The organism is Streptomyces galbus, assembly GCF_005280195.1.
Taxonomy (GTDB): domain Bacteria; phylum Actinomycetota; class Actinomycetes; order Streptomycetales; family Streptomycetaceae; genus Streptomyces; species Streptomyces galbus.
In genome coordinates this window covers 177,070-196,875 of the sequence record NZ_SZPR01000015.1, presented here as the reverse complement: position 1 = coordinate 196,875, position 19,806 = coordinate 177,070, and the positions used below count along the sequence as shown (strand labels likewise).

Below are 19,806 nucleotides of genomic sequence, written 5' to 3'. Positions count from 1 at the left end.
ACCGAAGAATTCTGCCCGGCGAGTCCGACGGCAGCTGCACCCGCGGCACCGGCGGCACCGTCGACCCCGAATACGGGATCGTCGACCCGCCCGCCGGCGCCCGGTGGCCCGACCAGGTCCACGGCCTGGCCCGCAACGCGGCACCGCCCCTGACCTTCAACCGCTGACACCGACCCATTCTGTGCGGCTCGAACGGCAACCAGACCGACACGGCCCTGCGCTCCGCCCGGCGCGGGGAGGGCAGGACCGGGCCTCCCGTTCGGTCAGCCGCATGCAGCGCGCGGGAACACGGCCGAGCTTTCTCTCGGCGCCTGCTGTCACCTCTTGCCGCTGTCCACGATGACCGGTGTGCCGTTGGCATCCGTGCCGCAGGGCACTGCGTAGACCGGATTGGCCTTTGCGGCCTCCCTGTAGGCATCCAGGCACTGGTTGTACAGCACCTTGTCGCTGAGCGAACGTTCGATGATCTTGTTGGCGGCGGCGACGCCCTCCGCCTCGATCCGCTTGCGCTCCGCTTCCGCCTTGGCCGTACGGGCCGCCTCCGTGGCCCGCTCGGTGGCCTGCTCCTGCTGGATCTTCTTGTCGATCTGGTCTTGCAGCCTGTCCGAGGGCCGCACATTGCGCAAGTTGACGGTCGTGACGTCGATCCCGCGCGGCGCCAGACGCTCCTTGACGAGGTCCGCGATCTCGGAGCCGATCTGCTCGCGCGCGGAGGCGTACCCCTCCTCGCTGGTGTGCTTGGCGAAGACGTTGCGAATGATCTCGCGGGCATCGGGCAGCACCAGCCGCTGCTCGACAGCCTCCTCGCTGCCCGCCAGCCGGTACAGCTCGACCGCCTCCCCCGGCATCACGGCCCACTTGATGGTGACGTCGGCGTACAGCACACCGCCCTGCGAGGAACGGACCTCGACGACGTCCTTGCCGTTGAGATCGAGATCGACCGGACGCGTCGAGAAGGACGTGACATCGGTGAACGGCGACTTGAAGTGCACGCCGGACGTCAGCGGCGTACCGGTCTTCCCGAAGGTCACCGGGACGCCGACCTCGTAGGCACTCACGACATGCACACAGGCGAACGTCGCAGCAAGCAGCCCCGCCACGCCGCTGAGCACCGCCCCGAGCTTCCAGCCTGTCACCTCCCGGTGGCGACCGACGAGAAAGAGGACGGCGGCCGCTATGAGCAGCACGATGGACAGCACGAACACAGGTGATCCCCTCAGAAAAACGTTCCCGCACCCCTCTGGGACGCGACCCCAGCGCGCATCGTAGCGACCGAAGTTGACGCCCTGACATCACTGCGGTGCACCCGTGCATACCGTCTTCAGCGGCATCGGCGGGAGGCTGAGGTCCTGGGACTCCACTGGTCGACGTGCACGATCAGGGTGTCGTGACTGCCGGTCACCTCAGTGAGACAGACGGAACAGGACCGGGCGTACACGCGTACCTGGATCCGGCACCGTGGCTTCCGCGCGTCGGGCGGGCGTCGTCCGCCACGTCGTCGAGGATGTAATCGGGGCGCACCTCGCCACACTGGTGCGGCACCTCGCCGACTCCGATCTCCCCCGGGACGCGGCCCGCGCGCACTGGGCGGCCCTGCCGGCGAGCTATGAATTCGCCCTGCACGCTTGGGACATCAACCAGACCACCGGGTGCCGCACTCCGCTGCCGCCTACCCTGGTCGAGGCGCTGCTCGCCCACGCTCCCCTGGTCGTCGACGGGGTGGACCGCACCGACCTGTTCGCCCCTCCCCTGTCCCCGCCCCGCCCGGGCCACCCCACCGACCGACTGCTGGCCCTGTTCGGCCGACGCGCCCTGCCCGCCGCCCGACACCCGAAACCGACAGGACGATCAACACCCCTATGAGCGCCACCTTTTCGGAAACCGACCTCGCGACCCCCGACGGCCGCCGCCTGCACGTCTACGACATCGGGGCGGGTGACGGTCCGGCCCGGCTGACGGTGGTCTGGCACCACGGCACACCCAACGTGGGCAGCCCGCCCGCGCCGCTGCTGCCCGCCTCCCGGCGGCTCGGCATCCGCTGGATCTCCTACGACCGCCCCGGCTACGGCGGTTCCACTCCGCTGCCCGGCAGGTCCGTCGCGTCGGCGGCCGCCGACGTCCGCGCCGTCGCCGACGCCCTGGGCGTCGGGCGGTTCGCCGTCATGGGCCACTCCGGCGGCGGACCGCACGCCCTGGCCTGCGCGGCCCTGCTGCCGGAGCGGGTGCTGGGCGCGGTGTGCGTGGCGGGGCTGGCGCCGTACGACGCGGAAGGGCTCGACTGGTTCGCCGGGATGCACGCCTCCGGCCGCGCCTCCCTGGCCGCGGCGGCGGCGGGCCGGGCGGCGAAGGAACGCCACGAGGCGGAGGCGCTCTACGACCCCGGGATGTTCACGGCCGCCGACCATGCCGCGCTCGCCGGGGACTGGTCCTGGTTCGAGGAGGTGGTGGCCCCGGCCCTGGCCGACGGTCCCGGCGCGCTGATCGACGACGACCTGGCCTACGTGCGCCCCTGGGGGGCCGACCCCCGCGCGGTCACCTGCCCGTTGCTCCTGCTGCACGGCGGTCGGGACCGCATCGCGCCGAGCGCCCACGCCCGTTGGCTGGCCGACCGCACCCCGGGCGCGGTCCTCCGGCTCCGCCCGGACGACGGCCACCTCTCGGTCCTGAACAGCGCGGTCAGCGCCCTGGAGTGGCTGGCCGGTCACGCCGAGCCGTGACCGGCCGCCGTGGGGTGCCCCTCCAGGAGTGTCCGCAGGCCCACCCCCGGTCCGGTGTCCAGGCCCAGCGACGCGGCGCGGCGCACGCGGGAGAGTCTTCCTCGTCGGCGTCACACGGACGCCGGACCCGGCACCGGCCGCACTCACTTCGGGGGAACCACATGAACGATATCCTCGCCAGGCGCCTGACGGGACTGGCCGGCATCGCGGCTGCGGTCTGCTTCATCGTCGAAGTGCCCCTGTACTTCCTCTACTCGGGGCCGCCGCCGGACGCCAACGTGCTCGCGCGCCTGCTGATCGGCATCGTTGCGCTGGGCGGACTGATCCTGTCCGTCACGGGTTTCCGCGAGCTGGTCAAGCAGGTGGCCCCCGCCCACGAATGGGTCGGCACGATCGCCTTCGCCACGGGGCTGGTCTACGCCACGGTCACCCTGGTCTCCAGTGGGCTGGAGGCCGGCGCGGTCATCGCCGCCGATCACCCGATCGACCCGACCATCACGGTCAGCGGCACGTACATCCTCTACGGCTCCATCGGCCGCCTGCTGCTCGCGCTGTTCCTCACCGCGGTCGGCCACGGCATCACCCGCGCCCATCTGCTCCCCCGCTGGACCGCCCGCTCCGCCTACGTGCTCGCCGCGGTGAACCTGGCGTTCGTGCCGTCCCTGTTCTTCGGCAACACGCCCGCGCACTTCTACGCGGCGAACGGCTGGGGCAGCACGGCCCTGATGGGTGCGCTGCTGAGCTACTGGCTGCTCGCGGTGAGCGTCGCCACCTACCGCAGCTCGGCCCGCCGTACGCCCGCCACCGCGCCCACCCTGCAGTCCTGACCCGCACCCACGGAGCCAGATCGCGCCACGGAGCCCCGGTCCGCAGCCGCCCCAGCCTCCCGTCGACCACCTGCCGGCGACGATCTCGCGGTCGGCGTCGGTCCGGTCCGCGGGCGACGACTCACCCGCCCGTCCCTCGTCGGCTGGACCGTCTCATCGGGAGGCCGACGCACGGTCCTGCGGTTGCCGGTGACGGCGCTTCCACCACACGCGGGCGATGACGAAGGCGAGGAGCAGGGCGAGGGCGGGCAGCAGCAGGAGCTGGTAGCGCACGGCCTCGCGATACAGGGGGCCGATGTTCGTGCCGGCTCCGTAGCCGAGCGCCGTCCATGCACCCGCCCATGCGGCGGCGCCGACCGCATTGGCTGCGGAGAACGACGCATGGGGCAGGTGATTCGCGCCGGCGAGCAGACCGTTGGTCTGGCGCAGCACGTCCACGAAGCGGGCGGCACAGACGATGCTCGTGCCGCGGCGCCGGTAGAAGGTCTCCGCGCGCGCGTAGCGCTGCGGGGTGAGACGGACATGGTGGCCGTAGCGGTCGATCAGCGCACTGCCCTGGCGGCGCCCCAGCAGGTAGGTCGCTTCTGCGCCGGCGGTGGCGGCCGCCCACGCGACCAGGGCGACGGCGACGACGTTCATCCGGCCGGTCCCCGCGTAGACGGCGGCCATGACCAGCATCGTCTGCCCGGGGACGGGGATCAGCGCGTTGTCCAGGCCGACCAGCAGCGCCAGCGCGGGGTAACCGCCCTTGTCCAGCAGCGGCTCGAGATGCGCCAGCGCACCGGGCAGCCCCGGCCCCGCGCTCACCGCTGCCTCCTGAGCACCGCGGACCCCCTGGCCCACCGCGGCCGGCCGAACGGATACGGGCACGGGCGCCCGCCGGAGCCGGTCCGTGACACAGCTGCACCAAGGGCAGCCGTCCTCGGCCGGCCCCGCAAAACGATCCTCACGCCGTCAACTCCGAGATTTCCCCGCGCATGTCCTGATGGATGCGCAGTACCCGTCCTGGGTGGCCCGATGCCGCTTCCGCCGGTCCACCGGGCCGTCGTACCAGACAGGACCTCGAAGAGCCGGAGCGGGCCGGCACGGGGCCCGCACTCGCCGTACGGAAGCCTACGCACCTTCCTACGGGTCCGTGGTCGTCGTGCCGGTCGTGCCGCCGTTCGGACCGGTCCGCGGCGGGGAACTCGTCGAGCGGCGCACCGACCCCGTGTCCGGCACGCCGGTGGTTGGTTGGTACAACGGTGTGCGGTACGCACACACCGCAGGTCAGCAGGGTGAAAGGCGGCACACAGGTGAGCACACGACGCGGTACGGCCCTGGTGACGGGCGCCTCCTCCGGCATCGGTGCGGCCTACGCGGAGCGCCTCGCCGCGCAGGGTTGGGACACGGTCCTGGTGGCCCGCAGGGCGCAGCGGCTCGACGACCTCGCCCGACGGCTGCGCGAGGAGACGGGCACCTCGGTGGAGACCCTGGTGGCCGACCTGTCGGTGCCCGGCGACCTGGCCCGGGTGGTGGACCGGGCGGCGGGTGACGACATCGGGTTCCTCCTCAACAACGCCGGGATCAACGGGTACGGCCCGTTCGCCGAGCTCGAACCGGACCTCCTGGCGAAGGTGCTGCACATCAACGTCCTGGCCGTCACCGCCCTCACCCGGGCCGCGGTCCCGGGCATGCTGGCCCGGGGTGCCGGCACCGTCGTCAACGTCGCCTCGCAGCTGGCCTTCGCGGGCTCGCTGCCGCCGCACCCGCTGCCCGAGCGCGCGGTGTACGGCGGCACCAAGGGTTACGTCGTCACCTTCACCCGCACCCTCGCGGCCGAGCTGGCCGGTACACCGCTGCGTGTCCAGGTGCTGTGCCCGGGGCTGACCGCCACCGAGTTCCACCGTTCCCGCGGGCAGGAGCCGGTGCCGGGACGGGACCAGGCCGTGCACGACGAGGGCGGCATGCCGGTGGACCAGGTCGTCGACGCGTCACTCGCGGCGCTGGGCACCGGCCGGGTGGTGTGCGTACCGGGACTGGACGACCCGGCCCTGGTCGACGGCCTGGCCGAGGCCGAGGGGGCGATCCGCGCGGCGGCCCGGCGCCGGGCGGGCTGACCCGCGGCGGCCGCTCGGCGGCCCCGCCCCCGCCCGCCGGCCGCGCGGCACGTCAAGCCAGCGGGTCGTGGCCCCAGTTCATGAGCGAGTACCGCCAGCGGGTGTCCCGTACGTCGCCCGAGGGGCGCTGGGCGAGGTGCCGCCGGACGTAGCCGACGACCTTGCGCATGTGCTGGTAGTCGTCGTCGGTCAGGTCGCCCTTCTTGGCCTGGAGGATCTCCACGATCCGGCGGCCGGAGGCGTGGCCGGTGGACTCGCCGTCCTTGTGCTGCCCGGCGTCGCGCGACTCGTCGGTGTCCAGCCACTTCTCCAGCGCGCCCGGTGTCATGTTGACCACCTCGCGGAAGTCGTCCCAGGTCTCTTTCCGCTCGTTGTCGTCCACCTGATCTCCCTCGCTGTCGGCGCGGTCGGAGCAACGGCCGACCTCCAGCCTGCGGGCTTTTCGTCCGCCGCGCAGCTCAGGGGCGCGGGGAGAACCCGGCGAGGACCGACCGGGGTGTCACGTCCTGTTCGAGCCGCCGCTGCTGTGGCGCTCGACGTCTCCGCCGCCGCGCCAGTCCAGCACCAGCGTCGTGGCGTCGTCCTGCAGGGACCCCCCACAGGCGTGGTGGACCGCCGCGGTGAGCGCCCGCACCACCTCGCGGGGGTGTTCGTCACGCGTGTCACGGATGAGGGCCGGCAGGTCCACCGCCGCGGCGGCACGGTCCCGCATGCCGTCGGTGAGCAGCACCAAGCGGTCACCCGGTTCGAGGGCGAGCTGCTGCACCTCGTAGGCGACCGGTGAACGGACACCGAAGGGCAGGTTGATCCTGAGGGACAGTTCCTCCACCCGGCCGTCCCGCAGTCGCAACGGCCAGGGATGTCCGGCGTTGACCAGCTCGCAGGCGCCGGTCTCCAGTCGGACGCGCAGCAACTGCCCGGTCGTCATGCCGTGGCCGTGGTGGATGATCGCCTCGTGGGCGGCCCGCGCCTGGTCCAGGAGGCCCGCGCCGGCACGCCGGGCCCCCCGCAGGGCGTTCACGGTGAGCGTGGCCAGCAGCGCGGAGGCGGTGTCGTGTCCCATGGCGTCCGTGACCGACAGGTGCAGGATCTCCTGGTCGAGGGCGTAGTCGTACGTGTCGCCGCCTATGTCGTCGGCGGGGACCAGGCCGCAGGCGAGGGTGAACTGGGCGGCCTCGCAGCAGGCGGCCGAGGGCAGGAGCTGGTGCTGGATCTCCGAGGCCAGGCTCACCGTGGTGGTGCGCCGGCCCCAGTGGTACAGGTCGGTGTACCGCCGGTCGGTGACCACGATGTAGGCGAGCGCGTGCGCCGCCTGGGCGACCCCCTCGCGTACGGCGTCGTCCGTGTAGGGCACCCGCAGCTCCAGGACCCCGATGCAGTCGCCGCGGTTCGTCACCGGAGCGACCATCCGGCAGCCGCCCTCGCCGTCGTCCTCCTGGTGCAGGTGCTGTGAGCGCAACACGCGGTCGAACACGCTGCCGCTCAGCGGCGTTCGCTCGACCGCTCCGCGTGGCTCACCGGACGTGCCGGCTCGCGGGAGTCGTACGGCCTCCCGTTCGAGCATGTCGACGAACCAGAACGACACCTCGGACGCCGAGAACCGCTTCTCCAGGTTCCGGGCGACCACGTCGACCGACTCCCCGGGCGCGGCGTCCTCGGCCGCTCTCAGGATCTCGTCCAGCCCCAAGGGCTCCTCACCCTTCACGTGCACCTCCCAGTCCGTCTCCTCGTGCCCGCTGGAGCCGCCCGGGATGCGCGATGCCGTCACTCGTCCTGGGTGTCACCCGCCTCCCCCCGCACGTGGACGGGTGACGCGAGGGTGTCGCCGCCGGCGCGTCGGAGCGCGCGGCGCTGGGCGGCCGTGGTGGCGCCCCAGATACCGTCGTCCTCGCCGTGCTCGACGGCCCAGGAGCGGCAGTCGAGCAGTACGGGACAGCGGCGGCAGACCGCCATGGCCGCCCGCGCGTCCGCGCCCGCGGCGAGGCCGTCGGACAGCGGGAAGAAGATCTCGGGATCCTCACCGATGCACGCCGCGCGGTCGCGCCAGTGAGGTGGTGTGGTCGGGCATCCGTACGCTTCGGCCATCGCTCGCCCCTGCCGGCTCTCTCGGGCCCGTGGGCCCAGGCTGACGACGCGGCACGTGTCGTGACGTCGCCGCGCACCCGGCAGGGGGAACCGACATCTTACCCACCGGTAGGGGGATATATCCACGCGTTTGTGCGGATTCGCGGTGGTCCGGGAGTGGCCGCGGCCGACCGCGTCGCGTGAGAGGACCCGCGGGCAGGGGCACACGCGGAGCATGAGACCGACACACACGCGCCGCGCCGACCACTCCTCCCCCGCGCTGCTCCGCTACGGGACGGCGTCCGCCGCGGTGACGGCCGCGGCGGCGGTGGGCGCGAGCGCGGTGGACGCCGACAGCGCCTGGTACCGCGCCTTGCGCAAACCGCCCTGGCAGCCTCCGCCGTGGAGCTTCGGCGCCGTGTGGACCCCGTTGTACGCGTCCGTCGCCTACGCCGCCGGGCACGCCCTCGGCCGCACCCGGGACACCCGCCGGCGCCGGTGGCTCGCCGCGAGCCTCGCGGTCGACCTGGCCCTGAACGCCGGCTGGAACCGGCTGTTCTTCGGCCGCCGCAGCCCGCGGGCCGGCTTGGTGGGCACCCTGTTGCTCGACCTCGCCAACGCCGACCTCCTGCGCCGCACCGCGCAGGTCGACCGCACGGCCGCACGGGCCCTGCTGCCGTACACCGCCTGGTGCGGCTTCGCGACGGCCCTGAACGCCTCGCTGGTACGACGCAACCGCTGACCGCCGTCGGCCCGGGCCGCCACCCTCGGCGGGTGCCGTCACCGTCGGCCCCGGCGCGCCGGGGAGCGGGGCGTCCCGTCCCGCCCCGCGATGTCGGCCGGCCCGGTCGGCACCGCGGCGAGCGCGGCGTGCGGGAGCCGTCCGCGCCGGGCGTCGAGCGACTCACGGGCCGCCTCCCGCGGGTGGCGGCGGCGCCAGCAGGGGTTGTCGTGGGTCAGTCCGCCGGAGACCCGCCCGTACATCCCGAAGGTCGCGATGAGCAGCCCGTTGGTCGACATCCCCGCGACGCTGGACCCGTCGGTGTCGAGCGGGCGCAGCTGGTCGGCGAAGCCGAGGACGCCGAACACCAGCAGGACGACGCCGCACAGCCCGGCGCCGTAGCGGTACACGGTCGCGAGCCGGTGGTCCACCGGCAACTCGTCACGCAGTCTCATGACCTGTCCTTTCGCAGCCGGTGCGGATGACGGGGCCGACCCGGCCCGCGCACCCGGTCGTGACCTCTTCGGCCCGGGGGGCCGCCCCGGTTGCAGCGGTCGCCCGGCCGGCCGACGAAGGCGCGGGGACGGCGTCCCGCCCGGCCTGCCGGACAGGCCGCTGTTACCTTCCGAGCCATGGACGACAGCGTGTACGTGGGCCATGCGGGCAGTGACGCGGCACTGGACCGGGGTTGGCTGCTGGGGCACTTCAAGGACGCCTCCGACCCCCGGCACAGCGAGGCCGTGGAGATCAAGTGGGGCGTCCACCCGGAGGGCGACGAGCGGGCCGAGTGGGTGACCGGCGAGGAGCGCACTGCGCTGCTGGTCCTGATCAGCGGGCGGTTCCGGGTGGAACTGCCGGGCCGCAGCGTCCTCCTGTCCCGGCAGGGCGACTACGTGGTGTGGGGCCGGGGCGTCGACCACTCCTGGTGTGCGGAGGAGGAGTCGGTGGTGCTGACGGTCCGCTGGCCCTCCGTCCCGGGCTACCGATCTATTCCTTGACACGAATATTCGCGGCGAGGAATACTACGGGGCATGGACGCACTCCTCGCCGCCCTGGCCGACCCGGCCCGCCTGCGGCTGGTCAACCTGCTGGCCGAGCGGCCGCGCCCGGTCGGGGTCCTCGCCGAACTCGCCGGGGCGCGCCAGCCGCAGACCACCAAGCACCTCCAGACCCTGGAGCGGGCCGGCGTCGTCAGCTCCCAGCGCTCTGGACAGCGCCGCGTCTACGCGCTCGACGCGGCCCCGCTGCGCGACCTGGCCGCCGCGCTCCTCCGGCTCGCCGACGCCGCGGACCGCAGCGGCGGTGCGGACACGACGTACGAGCGCTACGGGCGCAGCCTGAGCGCGGAGCGGTCCGCAGCCCAGGAGGCCGGGTGGGCCGACGGGCGCTCGTTCGCCTTCCACCGCTCGCTGGCGGCGCCGGCCGAGCTGGTCTGGCGCCACCTGACCGAGGCGCCCCTGCTGGCCCACTGGTGGACGCCCGACGACCTCCGCATGCACCACCTGGTCTTCGAGGCGCGGCCGGGCGGGCGGATCGTCCAGGAGTACCGCGACGCCGAGGACACCGACGGCTCGGGACCGGTCGCCGGACGCGCCGAGGGGATCGTCGAGGACGCACGCCCCGGCGAGCGCCTGACCTACCGGCTCTCTCCGGTCCTCCCGGACGGGAGCCCCGCCTTCACCGCCCACGTCGACCTCGCCCTGACACCGACCGGCAGCGGCACCACCGACCTGGACGTCCACTGGCGGCTCGCCGAGAGCACCGTCGACTCCGCGGACTTCGTCGCGGGGATCGAGATCGGTTTCGGCCAGAGCCTGGACAGGCTCACGGCGGCCCTCGCCGCCGACACCGACAGCACCAGCAGAAGGAGCACGACATGACCGACTCCACCGCCCGCAGGGTGACCGCCAACCTGGTCCTCAGCCTCGACGGGCGCTACAACGGCCCCGGCGGCGCGGCCGACTTCGGCGCGTTCGTCCCGTACGTGACCACCGAGGTGGCGCGGGACCAGCTCACCCGCATCTGGGAGAACGCGACGACGGCCGTCCTCGGCCGGGTCAACGCCGAGGGATTCCTGGGCTTCTGGCCGACGGTCGCGGACAGCGAGGAGGCCGACCCGCGGGACCGCGGCTACGCCAAGTGGCTCGTCCACACGGAGAAGGTGGTCTTCTCGACGACGCTCACCGAGGCCCCGTGGGAACGCACCCGCCTGGTGAACGCCCCCGCCGCGGACGTCGTGGCCGACCTCAGGAGCACCGGCGAGGGGGACATCCTCGTCAACAGCAGCGCGAGCGTCATCAAGGCCCTGCTGTCGGCGGACCTGCTCGACCGGCTGTACCTCATCGTCGTCCCCGAGGTCCTCGGCGGCGGACAGCGCCTGTTCGAGGACGGCCTGCCCGACTCCCACTGGAAACTGACCCATCACGAGGTCGGCGAGCTGGGCGAGACGGCCCTGGTCTACGACCGGGTCCGCTGAGGCCGCCCACGGCGACCCTGTCGCTCCGTCCACGGGACACCGGGCGACGCAGAGGAGCGACGTCCACGAGCTGTCCCGCCGAGCCACCGGCTCCCGGTCCCTCACCGCCTACGGGACCAAGGCGTCCTACGAACCCCAGCAGGGCGTCCGCGGCTACCAGCGTGCCCCGCGGGGCTACCAGCCCGTCTTCGCCCAGTCCGTCTCCCGGCACGGCTCGCGTGCCGCCACCGGCGGCAAGGACGGCGACCTCGTGCTCGCCCTGTGGGACCGTGCTGCGGCCGAGGGGCTCACTCCCTCCGGCCGGCAGTTCGGTCCCGACGTGCGGACGCTCCTCGCGGCCATGGACACCCTCGGGTACGGCAATCTCAGCGGGCGCGGCGAGCAGGAACTGCGGGGCGCCGCCGTACGCCTGCACGAGCGGCTCCCCGGCCTGTTCCGGCGGATCGCCGCGCACTCCGAGCCCATCGACGTCGTCACCTCCGGTGAGGCACGCGCCGTCGCCAGCGGCGACGTGTTCACCGGCGCGCTCACCTCCGACGACCCCGCCCTCAGGTTCCTCGTCCGGCCCGCCCGCTCCGACCGGGACCTGCTCTACTTCCACAAGTCGGCCGGCGGCGCCGCCTACCGCGACTACATCGACCATGACCAGCGGCTGGCCACCACCTTGAAGGACATCACCGACCAGCCGGCCACCGCGCAGGCCGCCCGGCGGGTCCTAAAGCGGATCTTCAAGCCCGCGTTCGTCCGGCGCGTCGCGGACGGCGAGTTCTCCTCCGTCGCCTCGGCCGTCGACGTCGCCCGGGCCGTCTACGGCCTCTACGCGATCGCCCCGAGCATGAGCGCCGAGATGCCGCACCACCGGGCCCTGCCCATGGGGCGCTACATCGCGCCGCGCGACGCCGCGTGGTTCGGGTACCTGAGCGACGCCGAGGACTTCTACGAGAAGGGCCCGGGGTTCGCGGACAGCGACATCACCTACCGGATGGCGGACGTCCTGCTCGATGACTTCTTCCGGCAGGTCGAGGCCAAGCGCGCCGGTACCAGCACGCTGGGCGCGGAACTGTGCTTCACGCACGCCGAGGAGATCATCCCGCTGGCCGCGCTGATGGGCCTGCCGGGCAGCACCGAGGCTGCGGTGCCCGGCCGGCCGTACACCTACGCGAACAATGCGTGGCGCGGGGCGTCCGTCGCCCCCATGGCCGCGAACATCCAGTGGGACGTCTTCCGCAAGGGCGACACCTACCTGGTGCGCATGCTCTACAACGAGAAGGAGACCGCCTTCAAGCAGGGCTGCCGCCCCGTGTCCCGGGGCAGCGCCCTCTACGACCTGGACGAGCTGGAACGCTGCTTCGGCCGCGCGAGCTGAGGCGGCGCGCCGCGCCCCACGGCCCGGCGGTGCCTATCGTGGGGGCGTGGCGGACGACGTGTCCACGTTCCCCCGACCCACCGGAGAGCACCTCATGAGGATCCACCGGCACCGAGCTGCTGCTGGAGCCGTCCGGGCACCCCGCGGTGGGGCCGTACCGGGCGGCACTCGTGCAGGACGGCATCCCGGCCGCCTCGTTCGCGGTGGACGACGTGCGGGCGGAGTTCGAGCGGCTGCGCGCCCTCGGCGTCCGGTTCACGCAGGAACCGCTGGAGACGGGGACGGTCACCACCGCCGTCCTGGACGACACGTGCGGCAATCTGGTGCAGATCGCGCACAGTGACCAGCAGCGCCGGGCGGAAGTCTGAGGCACCCCTAGTCCCGGGGGGTGCCGTCCCAGCGCCACGTGGTGGGGCGGGGGCGTCCGGGCAGGTCGGCGCGCCCGGTGGCCCACAGCAGGGTGGCCCAGGGGTCGGTGGACGTCGGGGCGTCCGGGAACAGCCGGGCGAGCACCCGCGCGCACAGGTCGGCGGGCGGGTCCCAGGGCAGGCCGAGCCCCTGGGCCAGGTCGTACGTGTGGACCACGGTCTCGACGATCCCCATGGCGGCGAAGCCCTCGGCGTCGGAGGCGCCGTGGACGTGGTGGGCGCGCACGTGCGACTGCGTCGTCCGCACCATGGCGACCAGCAGCGCCCCGCACGCCTCCAGCACCTGCAGCAGTCCCGCCGGTCCGGCGGCCCGGTCGGCGTGCACGGCGTTCGCGGGCCCGCCGGGCCGCCGGCTCTCCCACACGAACGGCACCTCACCGTTGGACGGCGGTGTCCTCGGCCCGAGTTGGACGGCGTACGCGAAGAGGTCGTCGCTGAGGTGTTCCACGGTCTCCCAGCAGTCCCACTCCAGCGAACCGGCCTTCCCCTCCCAGGCCCCGTCCGGTGCCTGGCGCAGCAGCGCCACGGCGAGCTGTACGGCGAGATCGAGGTCATCGGCGGTGACGGGCGTCCGGCGGGGGCCGCCCTCGGCTGTTCGCGACATGGCGGGACGGTATCGCGGCGGGCGGGAGCGACGCCTGTCGATTGTTTCAGGCGCCGCGCTCCGTCGGCTCCGGAGCCGGTCGGGGCGTGAGCGCGGTGAGGAAGGTGCCGGGCAGCCAGCGGGCCGCCGCCCACAGGCAGGTGCCCAGCCAGGCCGTCGCGAACAGCCAGCCGGCGACGACGTCCGTGAACCAGTGCACCCCGAGGTAGACGCGGGTCAGTCCGACCGACAGCCCCCAGCAGACGACGGCGACCTGGAGGGCCCGGCCGCCGCGGGGGGCGCGCAGGGCGAGGGCGACGAGGAGGATGCCCGCGGTGAGGGCCGCCGTGGTGGTGTGCCCGGACGGGAACGCCCAGCCGGTCGCGTGCGCGGCCCAGTCGGAGCGCGGGGGCCGGGGGCGGTGGACGCGGGTCATCGTGGCGTAGCGCAGGGCCTGGCCCGTCGCCAGGCAGCCCAGGGCAAGGGCGGCTGCCCGCAGTCTTTGCCACGTGGTCCGTCCGGCCAGAGCGCCGGCCAGGGCCGCGAGCGCGTAGGGGACGACGCCGCTGCCGGTGGCGGTCACCCCCCGGGCCAGCGCCACCAGTTCGTCGGGGCGGTGGCCGACGGACCAGGTCAGGAAGGTGCCGTCCAGCCAGAGCGGTGCGCCCGCTCCGCCCACCACGATCATCGTCAGCACCGCGAAGGCCGTCCAGGCGCCGACACCGGCGCTGCCGGCGAGGTCGGCGGCGTCCCTGCGGTTCACGGGGCCGACAGCAGGGTGCGCAGCGGTGCGGCGGCCGTCGCCCTGCGGGCCAGGTCGGGAGACCGACGGCGGACGAGGAGCATCGCCGGCAGGGCCACCAGGGCCCCCACGAGGACGCCGGTCACCACGTCGTGCGGGTAGTGGACGCCGATCCAGACACGGGAAGCCGCCATCGCGACGGCCGCCGCGCACGCGGGCGTGCCCAGTCGTCGCGAAACGAACAGCAGCGCCACCGCGGCCGCCGCGGCGATGGCCGCGTGGTTGCTGGGGAACGACCAGTCACCGTGCGGGGGACACGCCTCGAGGGTCGTCACGCGCAGGGTCCGGCACGGCCGGTCCTCACCGACGGCCGACTTGAGCACGGCGTCCACGCCGTAGGCCAGGACAGCCACCAGGGGTACGGCGAGGGCCGTGAGCGCCTGCGCGGCCCCCTGCTGCCGGGCCCGCCACCAGCCCAGGATCATGAGCACGGCGAACAGTCCCAGGCCGTACGCCGACCACACCGTCACCGCGGTGTCCAGCCAGCCGGGCGCGCGCTGCGCCCAGTCCGTGACGTCCCGGTAGGCCGAGCCGTCGACCGACGCCCCGCCGAACGCGAGGATCATCCTCAGGCCCCCTTCTCCTGGGTGCGCCTGCGGCCGCGGTACAGCTCGGCGGCGAGCGGGACGAGGGACAGCGCCACGATCAGGGCGACCAGCGGCAGCAGGTAGCGGTCCACGTCGGGGATCGACGAGCCGAGGCCGTACCCGGCCAGGGTCAGGCCGACGCTCCAGACCAGACCGCCGGCCGCCTGCCACACGGTGAACACGCGCGCGGGCACGCCCAGCGCCCCCGCGAGCGGGTTGAGCACCGTCCGCACCACCGGCACGAATCTCGCCAGCACGATCGCCTTCGCGTGCCCGTACCGGGCGAGCAGCTCCTCCGCGCGCTGCGCCCCGTCGCGCAGCCGCGCCGAGCGGCTGCGGGCGAGGAGGGCACCGCCCGCGCGGCGTCCCAGCAGGTAGCCGCACTGGGCTCCGGCGACCGCGCCGAGCGCCGCCGCGCACAGCAGCGGCCCCAGGGACAGCCGTACGCCGTGCTGCCCCGAGCCCGTGCACAGCAGGCCCGCGGTGAACAGCAGGGAGTCGCCCGGCAGGAAGAAGCCGATCAACAGGCCCGTCTCGGCGAACATCACCACGCCGACGCCCAGCACGCCGAAGGCGGCCAGCAGCGACCGCGCGTCGAGGGGATTCACGGCGAGCTGCGACGATAGAGCCAAGGGTGTGTTCATCGGCATGTCCTTTCGTGCGGACCCGTGCGGACGATCCGACCGCCGAGCGGATGCACGGCACCTGACCGACTACAATTCTGTAGACGGTCTACGACACTGTAGACGATCGCGGGGTGAGGATCGTTCCCATGACGGATGCGAAGGACCAACGCCGTCCGGCCGGCGAACTGGAGGCCGCAGTGATGGCCGCGCTGTGGGCCGCGGGCGCGCCGCTCACCCCGGCACAGGTACAGGCCGAGCTCGACTCGGGCCTGGCCCGCACGACCGTGACGACGATCCTGTCCCGGCTCCACGAGAAGGGGACCGTGGAGCGCGAGCGGCACGGCCGCGGCTACGCCTACCGCCCCCTGCAGGACCCGCACGGGCTGACCGCGCTGCGCATGCACAGCGAGCTCGACCGCGGCGACGACCGCGAGAGCGTGCTGGCGCGGTTCGTGGCCCAGCTCAGCCCGGACGACGAAGAGGTGCTGCGCCGTCTACTGCAGGAGGGCCAGTGAGCATCTCGTTCCCGCTGGTCCTGCTGGTCCCCCTGCTGGCGCCGTGCGTGGCCCCGCTGCTCGCCCGCCGGGTCCTCGACCGCTGCCCGCCGGTGGCCGCCCTGTGGACGCTGACCGTCTCGGCCCTGCTCCTGGCGGCCGGCACCGTCGCGACCCTCGGCACACTGACCCTCACCGGGCTGCTCCACGTCCCGGCCTTCGCCGCCGTCGGGGAACTGGTCCACCCCTTGCGCACCCCGTCCGAGTGGCTGGTCCTGCCGCTGGCCGCACTCGCCGCCGGGCTCCTCACGCTCGCCGCCCTCGCCCTCGGGCGGTCCGTCGTACGGCAGACCGCGGGGCTGCGCACCGCACGGTCGCAGGCCGGCCGGTGCCCCGCGGCGGGCGACCTGTGCGTCGTCGAGTCGGCGCGGCCCGACGCGTACGCCCTGCCCGGGCGGCCGCACCGCATCGTCGTCACCACCGCGATGCTGCGCAGCCTCGACGCGCGCGAACGCGAGGCGCTGTTCGCCCACGAGCGCGCCCACAACGCCGGGGGCCACCACTACTTCCTGGCCGCGGCCGAACTCGCCGCCCACTGCCACCCCGCGCTGCGTCCCGTGCGTGAGGCGATCCGGCTCGCCGCCGAGCGCGCTGCCGACGAGGCCGCGGCCAGCCGCGTCGGCGACCGGCGTCTCACCGCGCGCGCCATCGCCCGCGCCGCCCTGGCCGCCCACTCGGCGGACACGGACCGCTCCGCGGTCACCCCGGCGGCCACCACGGGCCCGGTGCCCCGTCGCGTCGCCGCCCTCCTCTCCCCCGCCCACCGCCCGCCCCGCACCAGCACGTGGATCGCGGCGCTCCTGGCCGTCTGCGCGATCCTGTCCGCCACGACGGCGGCGACGAGCGCGGTACGCGTCCACGAGGACATCGAGGTGGCCCAGGGGGAGGCGGGGGGCTGAGGAGACGGCGACGCCGCGTCGCCACAGCCGTCGCCGTCACAGGCGCGGTGAAGCGGGGGTCCTCGGCGGGTGCGATGGGGAGCGGTCAGGCCACGGGGCTGACCCGGCCACCGACTGCCTGCCGCAGCGCGGCCGCCAGCCGGTCGCGGGCCTCGGTCTGGGCGGCGATCCGTCGGTCGAGGACCGCCAGACGTCGCAGCGCGACCTGCAGCCCCCTGTCCGAGGGCGGTGCCGCGGCCACATCACCGTCCAGGCACGGCAGGAACACGCGTACGTCGTCCAGGGTGAGCCCGGCGGCCAGCAGACAGCGGATGTTGCCCACCCGCACCACGGCCCGCTCGTCGTACACGCGGTACCCGTTGGCGGCCCGTTCGGAGGAGATCAGGCCGGCCTGCTCGTAGTGCCGCAGCGCACGAGCGGTCGTCCCGGTCGCCTTGGCCAGCTCACCGATCCGCACCCGCCTCACCTCCCGGGCCACTCCTATCACGCCACGACCGCCCCGCCGTCGACCGGGAGCACCACGCCGGTGACGAACGAGGCGGCCGGCGCGGCCAGCCGGACGATCGCCCAGGCCACTTCCTCGGGGCGGCCGATCCGAGCCAGCGGGGTGTGCGCCCGTTGCCAGGTGCGCAGCGCCGCCCGCTGCTCCGGAGTGAGACCCATGTGCTCCGCGATGGGGGTGTCGACCGCTCCGGGGGCGACCGCCACCACGCGGATCCCGCGGGGCGCCAGCTCGACCGCCCAGCTACGGGTCAGCGACTCCAGAGCCGTCTTCGTCGCCGCGTAGACCGAGCTGCCCGGCCAGGCCCGTTGTCCCACCGATGTACTGACATTGACGATCACCCCGCGCGATGCCTCCAGGAGCGGCAGCGCGGCCTGCGCCATCAGCGCGGGGGCGACGACGTTGCTGGCGAGCTGGGCCTCGATCGTCTCGGACGTCAGGGTGCCGAGAGCCCCGCTGTGCACGATGCCGGCATTGTTGACGAGCACGTCCAGCCGACCGTGCGTCCCGTGCGGCGCGCAGAATCCGACCGGGCCCGCCCCTGGCGGTGACATCAGCGGTCAGCGGGGTGATCCGGGCGTCCCCGGCAGCCGTCTCCACGAGCGGCTCGAGTCGCCGCCCGACCGCGATCACGTGGGCCCCCTCGGCAGCGAAGGCACGGGCGGTGGCCCGGCCGATCCCGGTGCCGGCTCCCGTGACGGCGACAACCCTGCTGGTGCGCAGTGTGGTGCTGTCCATGCCGGTCATCGTCCGACCCTGCCGCCAACGGCAAGGTCAACGGCTACGTCCAGGAGCGCCGGTCCGTGTATCGCCGGTGTATCCGTAACCGCATACGCCCTCGCAACAGCGCCTCCCCTGCAATGGCGGTATGGATCACGCCGCTCCCCACTCGTCCCTGTCCGTACGAGCCCGGCGCGCGCGCACCGGCGCGGCCGTCGGGGTCGTCTGTCTCGCCCTCGCCGGTGCCGCCTACGTCGTGCGGCGGCCGCTCATGATGTCCGCCCCGAGGTGCATGGCGGGGCGGTGGCACGGGTGTCTCGACACGTTCAACGGGGTGGTGCTGATGACGCTGGTCGCGCTGCCGCTGTCCGGGCTGGTGGTGTGCGGGCTGACGTGGTGGCGGCGGCGCCGGGGGGTCGCCGCGGCGGGGCGGGTGTCGCTGGCCGAGGTGGGCATGGTGCACGGGACCGTGCCCTTCCTGTGGCTGACCCTGATGCCGGGCGGCGGCGTGGGCGTCGCCCCGGCCCGGATCAGCCTCGTGCCGCTGCGGGACCTCGTCACGATGGGCTCCCTCGGGATCGTCGGCAACCTGCTCGTCTTCGCGTCCCTCGGCTTCTTCGCCCCCGTGCGGTTCGCGGCCCTCGCGTCCGCACCGCGCGTCCTGGCGCTCGGCGCGGGCTGCTCGGTACTCGTGGAGGTCTCCCAGTCCGTGTTCCGGCTCGACCGCGTGTCGTCCGTCGACGACGTGCTCCTCAACGCGACCGGCGCCCTGCTCGCCGGGCTGGCGTCGCGCCGTTGGTGGCGCAGCGGCACCCGGCGAGCGACGACAGCGGGACCGGATCGTCCGGCGCCGGTGGCGGCGGGTTGACGCACGATCCGGCGGCGGGAGCGGCGCACCACTCACCGCGGCCGGCAGACTTCCTCGTATCAGCAGGTCCGAAAGGTGTACCCACCGGCTCCGCGCGGGGCGACGTCCAGGTCGCGCTGGACGATGCCGAGCCGGGCGCCGAAGCCCGCGCAGGCCCGGCTGAAGCCGCCGCTGCTGTACTCGATCACGAAGACGCGGTCCGCGTAGGCCTCGGCGTAGTCGCCACACTCGTCGTACTCGCCGCATTCCTCGGCGACGGCGAAGTCGAAGCCGATCTTCGTGCTTTCCGGCAGCATGTCGACGGTGTTCTTCTGTCCGACGGCGAGCCCCGCGGAGTGGGCCCGGGTGGCCAGAAGCTTGGCGAAGGCCGCATTGTTCGCCTTGCTCAGGAGCCCGCCCGAACGCTCGTAGGAGTCGAGGTTGTCCGGCTCCACGGCTTGGAAGCCGCTCTTGGCGCAACCGTCCACCCACGCTCCGACGACATCGGCGAGCCGCGAGCGCTTGTCCGCCGTCGAGGTGTCCAGAAGGGCCTCGTCCCAGTCCTGGTCGATCACCGGACGCTTGTTCCTGTCGCGCAGGATCAGGTCGGGGTGGTTCTTCTGCCACCAGTCGAGCGCGTCGGGCTGGACCTGGAACGCGTTGACGTAACAGACGTTGTACAGGCCGTCGACGGGCCGGGCGGACCGGTCGCGCGACACGGCGGTCACCCCCTTCGCGGGGGCGTACGGGCCGCCGATCTGATAGTCGAACGCCGCATTGGCCGTCGGAGGCACCACCTTCGGTGCGGTACCGGCCGCGAAGACGTGGGAGAGGGTCACGCCCACTCCCAGGGCAGTGACGGCGCCGACCACCCCGGCGACGACGGTGCTTCTACGGCGGAGGAGAGGTACAGCGGCGTGGTTCGGCACACGTGCTCCCGGGCGAGGTGACGGACGGACGGACACATCCTGATCCGGGAACCGTGAGG

At 73.6% G+C, this 19,806-nt stretch carries 24 protein-coding genes and 2 pseudogenes; 13 read left to right on the top strand and 13 right to left on the bottom strand.

The features are described from left to right. Positions 1 to 317 precede the first annotated feature (317 nt). Complete coding sequence (locus E4U92_RS19320; RefSeq protein WP_137301679.1) at positions 318 to 1,205, bottom strand: prohibitin family protein; 888 nt, start codon at positions 1,203 to 1,205, stop codon at positions 318 to 320. 253 nt (positions 1,206 to 1,458) lie between these two features. On the opposite strand from E4U92_RS19320, the gene E4U92_RS19315 reads away from it, so the two are divergent. From E4U92_RS19315 to E4U92_RS19305, 3 genes are all read left to right on the top strand, one after another. After that, positions 1,459 to 1,863 carry a DinB family protein gene (locus E4U92_RS19315; protein ID WP_137301678.1) on the top strand — a complete coding sequence of 135 codons (405 nt, stop codon included), beginning with the start codon at positions 1,459 to 1,461 and terminating at the stop codon, positions 1,861 to 1,863. Then, a complete protein-coding gene (locus E4U92_RS19310) occupies positions 1,860 to 2,717 on the top strand; it encodes an alpha/beta fold hydrolase (RefSeq protein ID WP_137301677.1) in 858 nt (285 codons plus the stop codon). The genes E4U92_RS19315 and E4U92_RS19310 overlap by 4 nt, the downstream gene beginning before the upstream one ends. Before the next feature lie 161 nt (positions 2,718 to 2,878). Beyond that, a complete protein-coding gene (locus E4U92_RS19305; protein ID WP_137301676.1) occupies positions 2,879 to 3,544 on the top strand; it encodes a hypothetical protein in 666 nt (221 codons plus the stop codon). A gap of 153 nt (positions 3,545 to 3,697) precedes the next feature. On the opposite strand, the gene E4U92_RS19300 is transcribed toward E4U92_RS19305, so the two are convergent. Beyond that, positions 3,698 to 4,351 (bottom strand): DedA family protein, encoded by a 654-nt coding sequence (locus E4U92_RS19300; protein ID WP_137301675.1) that lies wholly within the window; start codon positions 4,349 to 4,351, stop codon positions 3,698 to 3,700. Positions 4,352 to 4,839: 488 nt separating this feature from the next. Between E4U92_RS19300 and E4U92_RS19295 the strand changes: the two genes are divergently transcribed. Continuing rightward, positions 4,840 to 5,643, top strand: a complete 804-nt coding sequence (locus tag E4U92_RS19295; protein ID WP_137301674.1) for an SDR family NAD(P)-dependent oxidoreductase — start codon at positions 4,840 to 4,842, stop codon at positions 5,641 to 5,643. Positions 5,644 to 5,695: 52 nt separating this feature from the next. On the opposite strand, the gene E4U92_RS19290 is transcribed toward E4U92_RS19295, so the two are convergent. The 3 genes from E4U92_RS19290 to E4U92_RS19280 all read right to left on the bottom strand — a co-directional run bounded on the left by E4U92_RS19290 (position 5,696) and on the right by E4U92_RS19280 (position 7,728). Continuing rightward, complete coding sequence (locus E4U92_RS19290; protein ID WP_137301673.1) at positions 5,696 to 6,025, bottom strand: DUF3140 domain-containing protein; 330 nt, start codon at positions 6,023 to 6,025, stop codon at positions 5,696 to 5,698. Positions 6,026 to 6,142: 117 nt separating this feature from the next. Next, on the bottom strand, positions 6,143 to 7,348 hold the full coding sequence (locus tag E4U92_RS19285) for a PP2C family protein-serine/threonine phosphatase (RefSeq protein ID WP_137301730.1): 1,206 nt from the start codon (positions 7,346 to 7,348) through the stop codon (positions 6,143 to 6,145). A 59-nt stretch (positions 7,349 to 7,407) separates the two neighbouring features. Beyond that, complete coding sequence (locus tag E4U92_RS19280) at positions 7,408 to 7,728, bottom strand: WhiB family transcriptional regulator (protein ID WP_137301672.1); 321 nt, start codon at positions 7,726 to 7,728, stop codon at positions 7,408 to 7,410. A 214-nt stretch (positions 7,729 to 7,942) separates the two neighbouring features. Here E4U92_RS19280 and E4U92_RS19275 point away from each other — a divergent pair, with 214 nt between their 5' ends. Then, complete coding sequence (locus E4U92_RS19275) at positions 7,943 to 8,449, top strand: TspO/MBR family protein (RefSeq protein ID WP_137301671.1); 507 nt, start codon at positions 7,943 to 7,945, stop codon at positions 8,447 to 8,449. A 38-nt stretch (positions 8,450 to 8,487) separates the two neighbouring features. Here the strand turns inward: E4U92_RS19275 and E4U92_RS19270 are convergent, their stop codons facing one another. Next, positions 8,488 to 8,883, bottom strand: coding sequence for a hypothetical protein (locus E4U92_RS19270; protein ID WP_229862969.1), 396 nt, complete (start codon positions 8,881 to 8,883; stop codon positions 8,488 to 8,490). Positions 8,884 to 9,060: 177 nt separating this feature from the next. Between E4U92_RS19270 and E4U92_RS19265 the strand changes: the two genes are divergently transcribed. The 5 genes and pseudogenes from E4U92_RS19265 to E4U92_RS19245 all read left to right on the top strand — a co-directional run. Beyond that, complete coding sequence (locus E4U92_RS19265) at positions 9,061 to 9,426, top strand: cupin domain-containing protein (RefSeq protein WP_137301670.1); 366 nt, start codon at positions 9,061 to 9,063, stop codon at positions 9,424 to 9,426. 33 nt (positions 9,427 to 9,459) lie between these two features. Next, the gene (locus E4U92_RS19260; protein ID WP_137301669.1) at positions 9,460 to 10,308 is read left to right on the top strand and encodes a metalloregulator ArsR/SmtB family transcription factor; all 849 of its coding nucleotides are present in this window, start codon (positions 9,460 to 9,462) and stop codon (positions 10,306 to 10,308) included. Next, positions 10,305 to 10,904, top strand: coding sequence for a dihydrofolate reductase family protein (locus tag E4U92_RS19255; RefSeq protein WP_137301668.1), 600 nt, complete (start codon positions 10,305 to 10,307; stop codon positions 10,902 to 10,904). The genes E4U92_RS19260 and E4U92_RS19255 overlap by 4 nt, the downstream gene beginning before the upstream one ends. Positions 10,905 to 10,974: 70 nt before the next feature. Beyond that, positions 10,975 to 12,270, top strand: a complete 1,296-nt coding sequence (locus E4U92_RS19250; protein ID WP_137301667.1) for a histidine-type phosphatase — start codon at positions 10,975 to 10,977, stop codon at positions 12,268 to 12,270. 107 nt (positions 12,271 to 12,377) lie between these two features. After that, positions 12,378 to 12,638, top strand: a pseudogene (locus E4U92_RS19245) (VOC family protein); the annotation flags it as partial. Positions 12,639 to 12,645: 7 nt separating this feature from the next. Here E4U92_RS19245 and E4U92_RS19240 read toward each other — a convergent pair. Genes E4U92_RS19240 through E4U92_RS19225 form a run of 4 tightly spaced genes read right to left on the bottom strand, consistent with a single transcriptional unit; the run spans position 12,646 to position 15,314 of the window. Then, positions 12,646 to 13,302 (bottom strand): maleylpyruvate isomerase mycothiol-dependent enzyme family protein, encoded by a 657-nt coding sequence (locus E4U92_RS19240; protein ID WP_137301666.1) that lies wholly within the window; start codon positions 13,300 to 13,302, stop codon positions 12,646 to 12,648. Positions 13,303 to 13,348: 46 nt separating this feature from the next. Beyond that, positions 13,349 to 14,044, bottom strand: a complete 696-nt coding sequence (locus E4U92_RS19235; RefSeq protein WP_137301665.1) for a phosphatase PAP2 family protein — start codon at positions 14,042 to 14,044, stop codon at positions 13,349 to 13,351. Next, complete coding sequence (locus E4U92_RS19230) at positions 14,041 to 14,649, bottom strand: phosphatase PAP2 family protein (RefSeq protein WP_137301664.1); 609 nt, start codon at positions 14,647 to 14,649, stop codon at positions 14,041 to 14,043. Before E4U92_RS19230 ends, E4U92_RS19235 begins: the two co-directional genes overlap by 4 nt. 2 nt (positions 14,650 to 14,651) lie before the next feature. Further along, positions 14,652 to 15,314, bottom strand: a complete 663-nt coding sequence (locus E4U92_RS19225) for a DedA family protein (RefSeq protein WP_168725152.1) — start codon at positions 15,312 to 15,314, stop codon at positions 14,652 to 14,654. Between the two features lie 128 nt (positions 15,315 to 15,442). Between E4U92_RS19225 and E4U92_RS19220 the strand changes: the two genes are divergently transcribed. Together E4U92_RS19220 and E4U92_RS19215 are read left to right on the top strand one after the other, a co-directional pair. Then, positions 15,443 to 15,811: a BlaI/MecI/CopY family transcriptional regulator gene (locus tag E4U92_RS19220; RefSeq protein WP_137301662.1), complete on the top strand. Its 369-nt coding sequence runs from the start codon at positions 15,443 to 15,445 to the stop codon at positions 15,809 to 15,811. 2 nt (positions 15,812 to 15,813) lie between these two features. Beyond that, complete coding sequence (locus E4U92_RS19215; protein ID WP_137301729.1) at positions 15,814 to 16,749, top strand: M48 family metalloprotease; 936 nt, start codon at positions 15,814 to 15,816, stop codon at positions 16,747 to 16,749. An 85-nt stretch (positions 16,750 to 16,834) separates the two neighbouring features. Here E4U92_RS19215 and E4U92_RS19210 read toward each other — a convergent pair whose 3' ends face one another. Beyond that, on the bottom strand, positions 16,835 to 17,206 hold the full coding sequence (locus E4U92_RS19210; RefSeq protein ID WP_195826321.1) for a MerR family transcriptional regulator: 372 nt from the start codon (positions 17,204 to 17,206) through the stop codon (positions 16,835 to 16,837). Positions 17,207 to 17,232: 26 nt separating this feature from the next. After that, positions 17,233 to 17,998 (bottom strand): annotated as a pseudogene (locus tag E4U92_RS19205) (SDR family NAD(P)-dependent oxidoreductase). Between the two features lie 121 nt (positions 17,999 to 18,119). Between E4U92_RS19205 and E4U92_RS19200 the strand changes: the two are divergent. Then, positions 18,120 to 18,839, top strand: coding sequence for a VanZ family protein (locus E4U92_RS19200; RefSeq protein WP_137301661.1), 720 nt, complete (start codon positions 18,120 to 18,122; stop codon positions 18,837 to 18,839). A gap of 59 nt (positions 18,840 to 18,898) precedes the next feature. Here E4U92_RS19200 and E4U92_RS19195 read toward each other — a convergent pair whose 3' ends face one another. Then, positions 18,899 to 19,747 carry an endo alpha-1,4 polygalactosaminidase gene (locus tag E4U92_RS19195; protein WP_137301660.1) on the bottom strand — a complete coding sequence of 283 codons (849 nt, stop codon included), beginning with the start codon at positions 19,745 to 19,747 and terminating at the stop codon, positions 18,899 to 18,901. Positions 19,748 to 19,806: the final 59 nt, after the last annotated feature.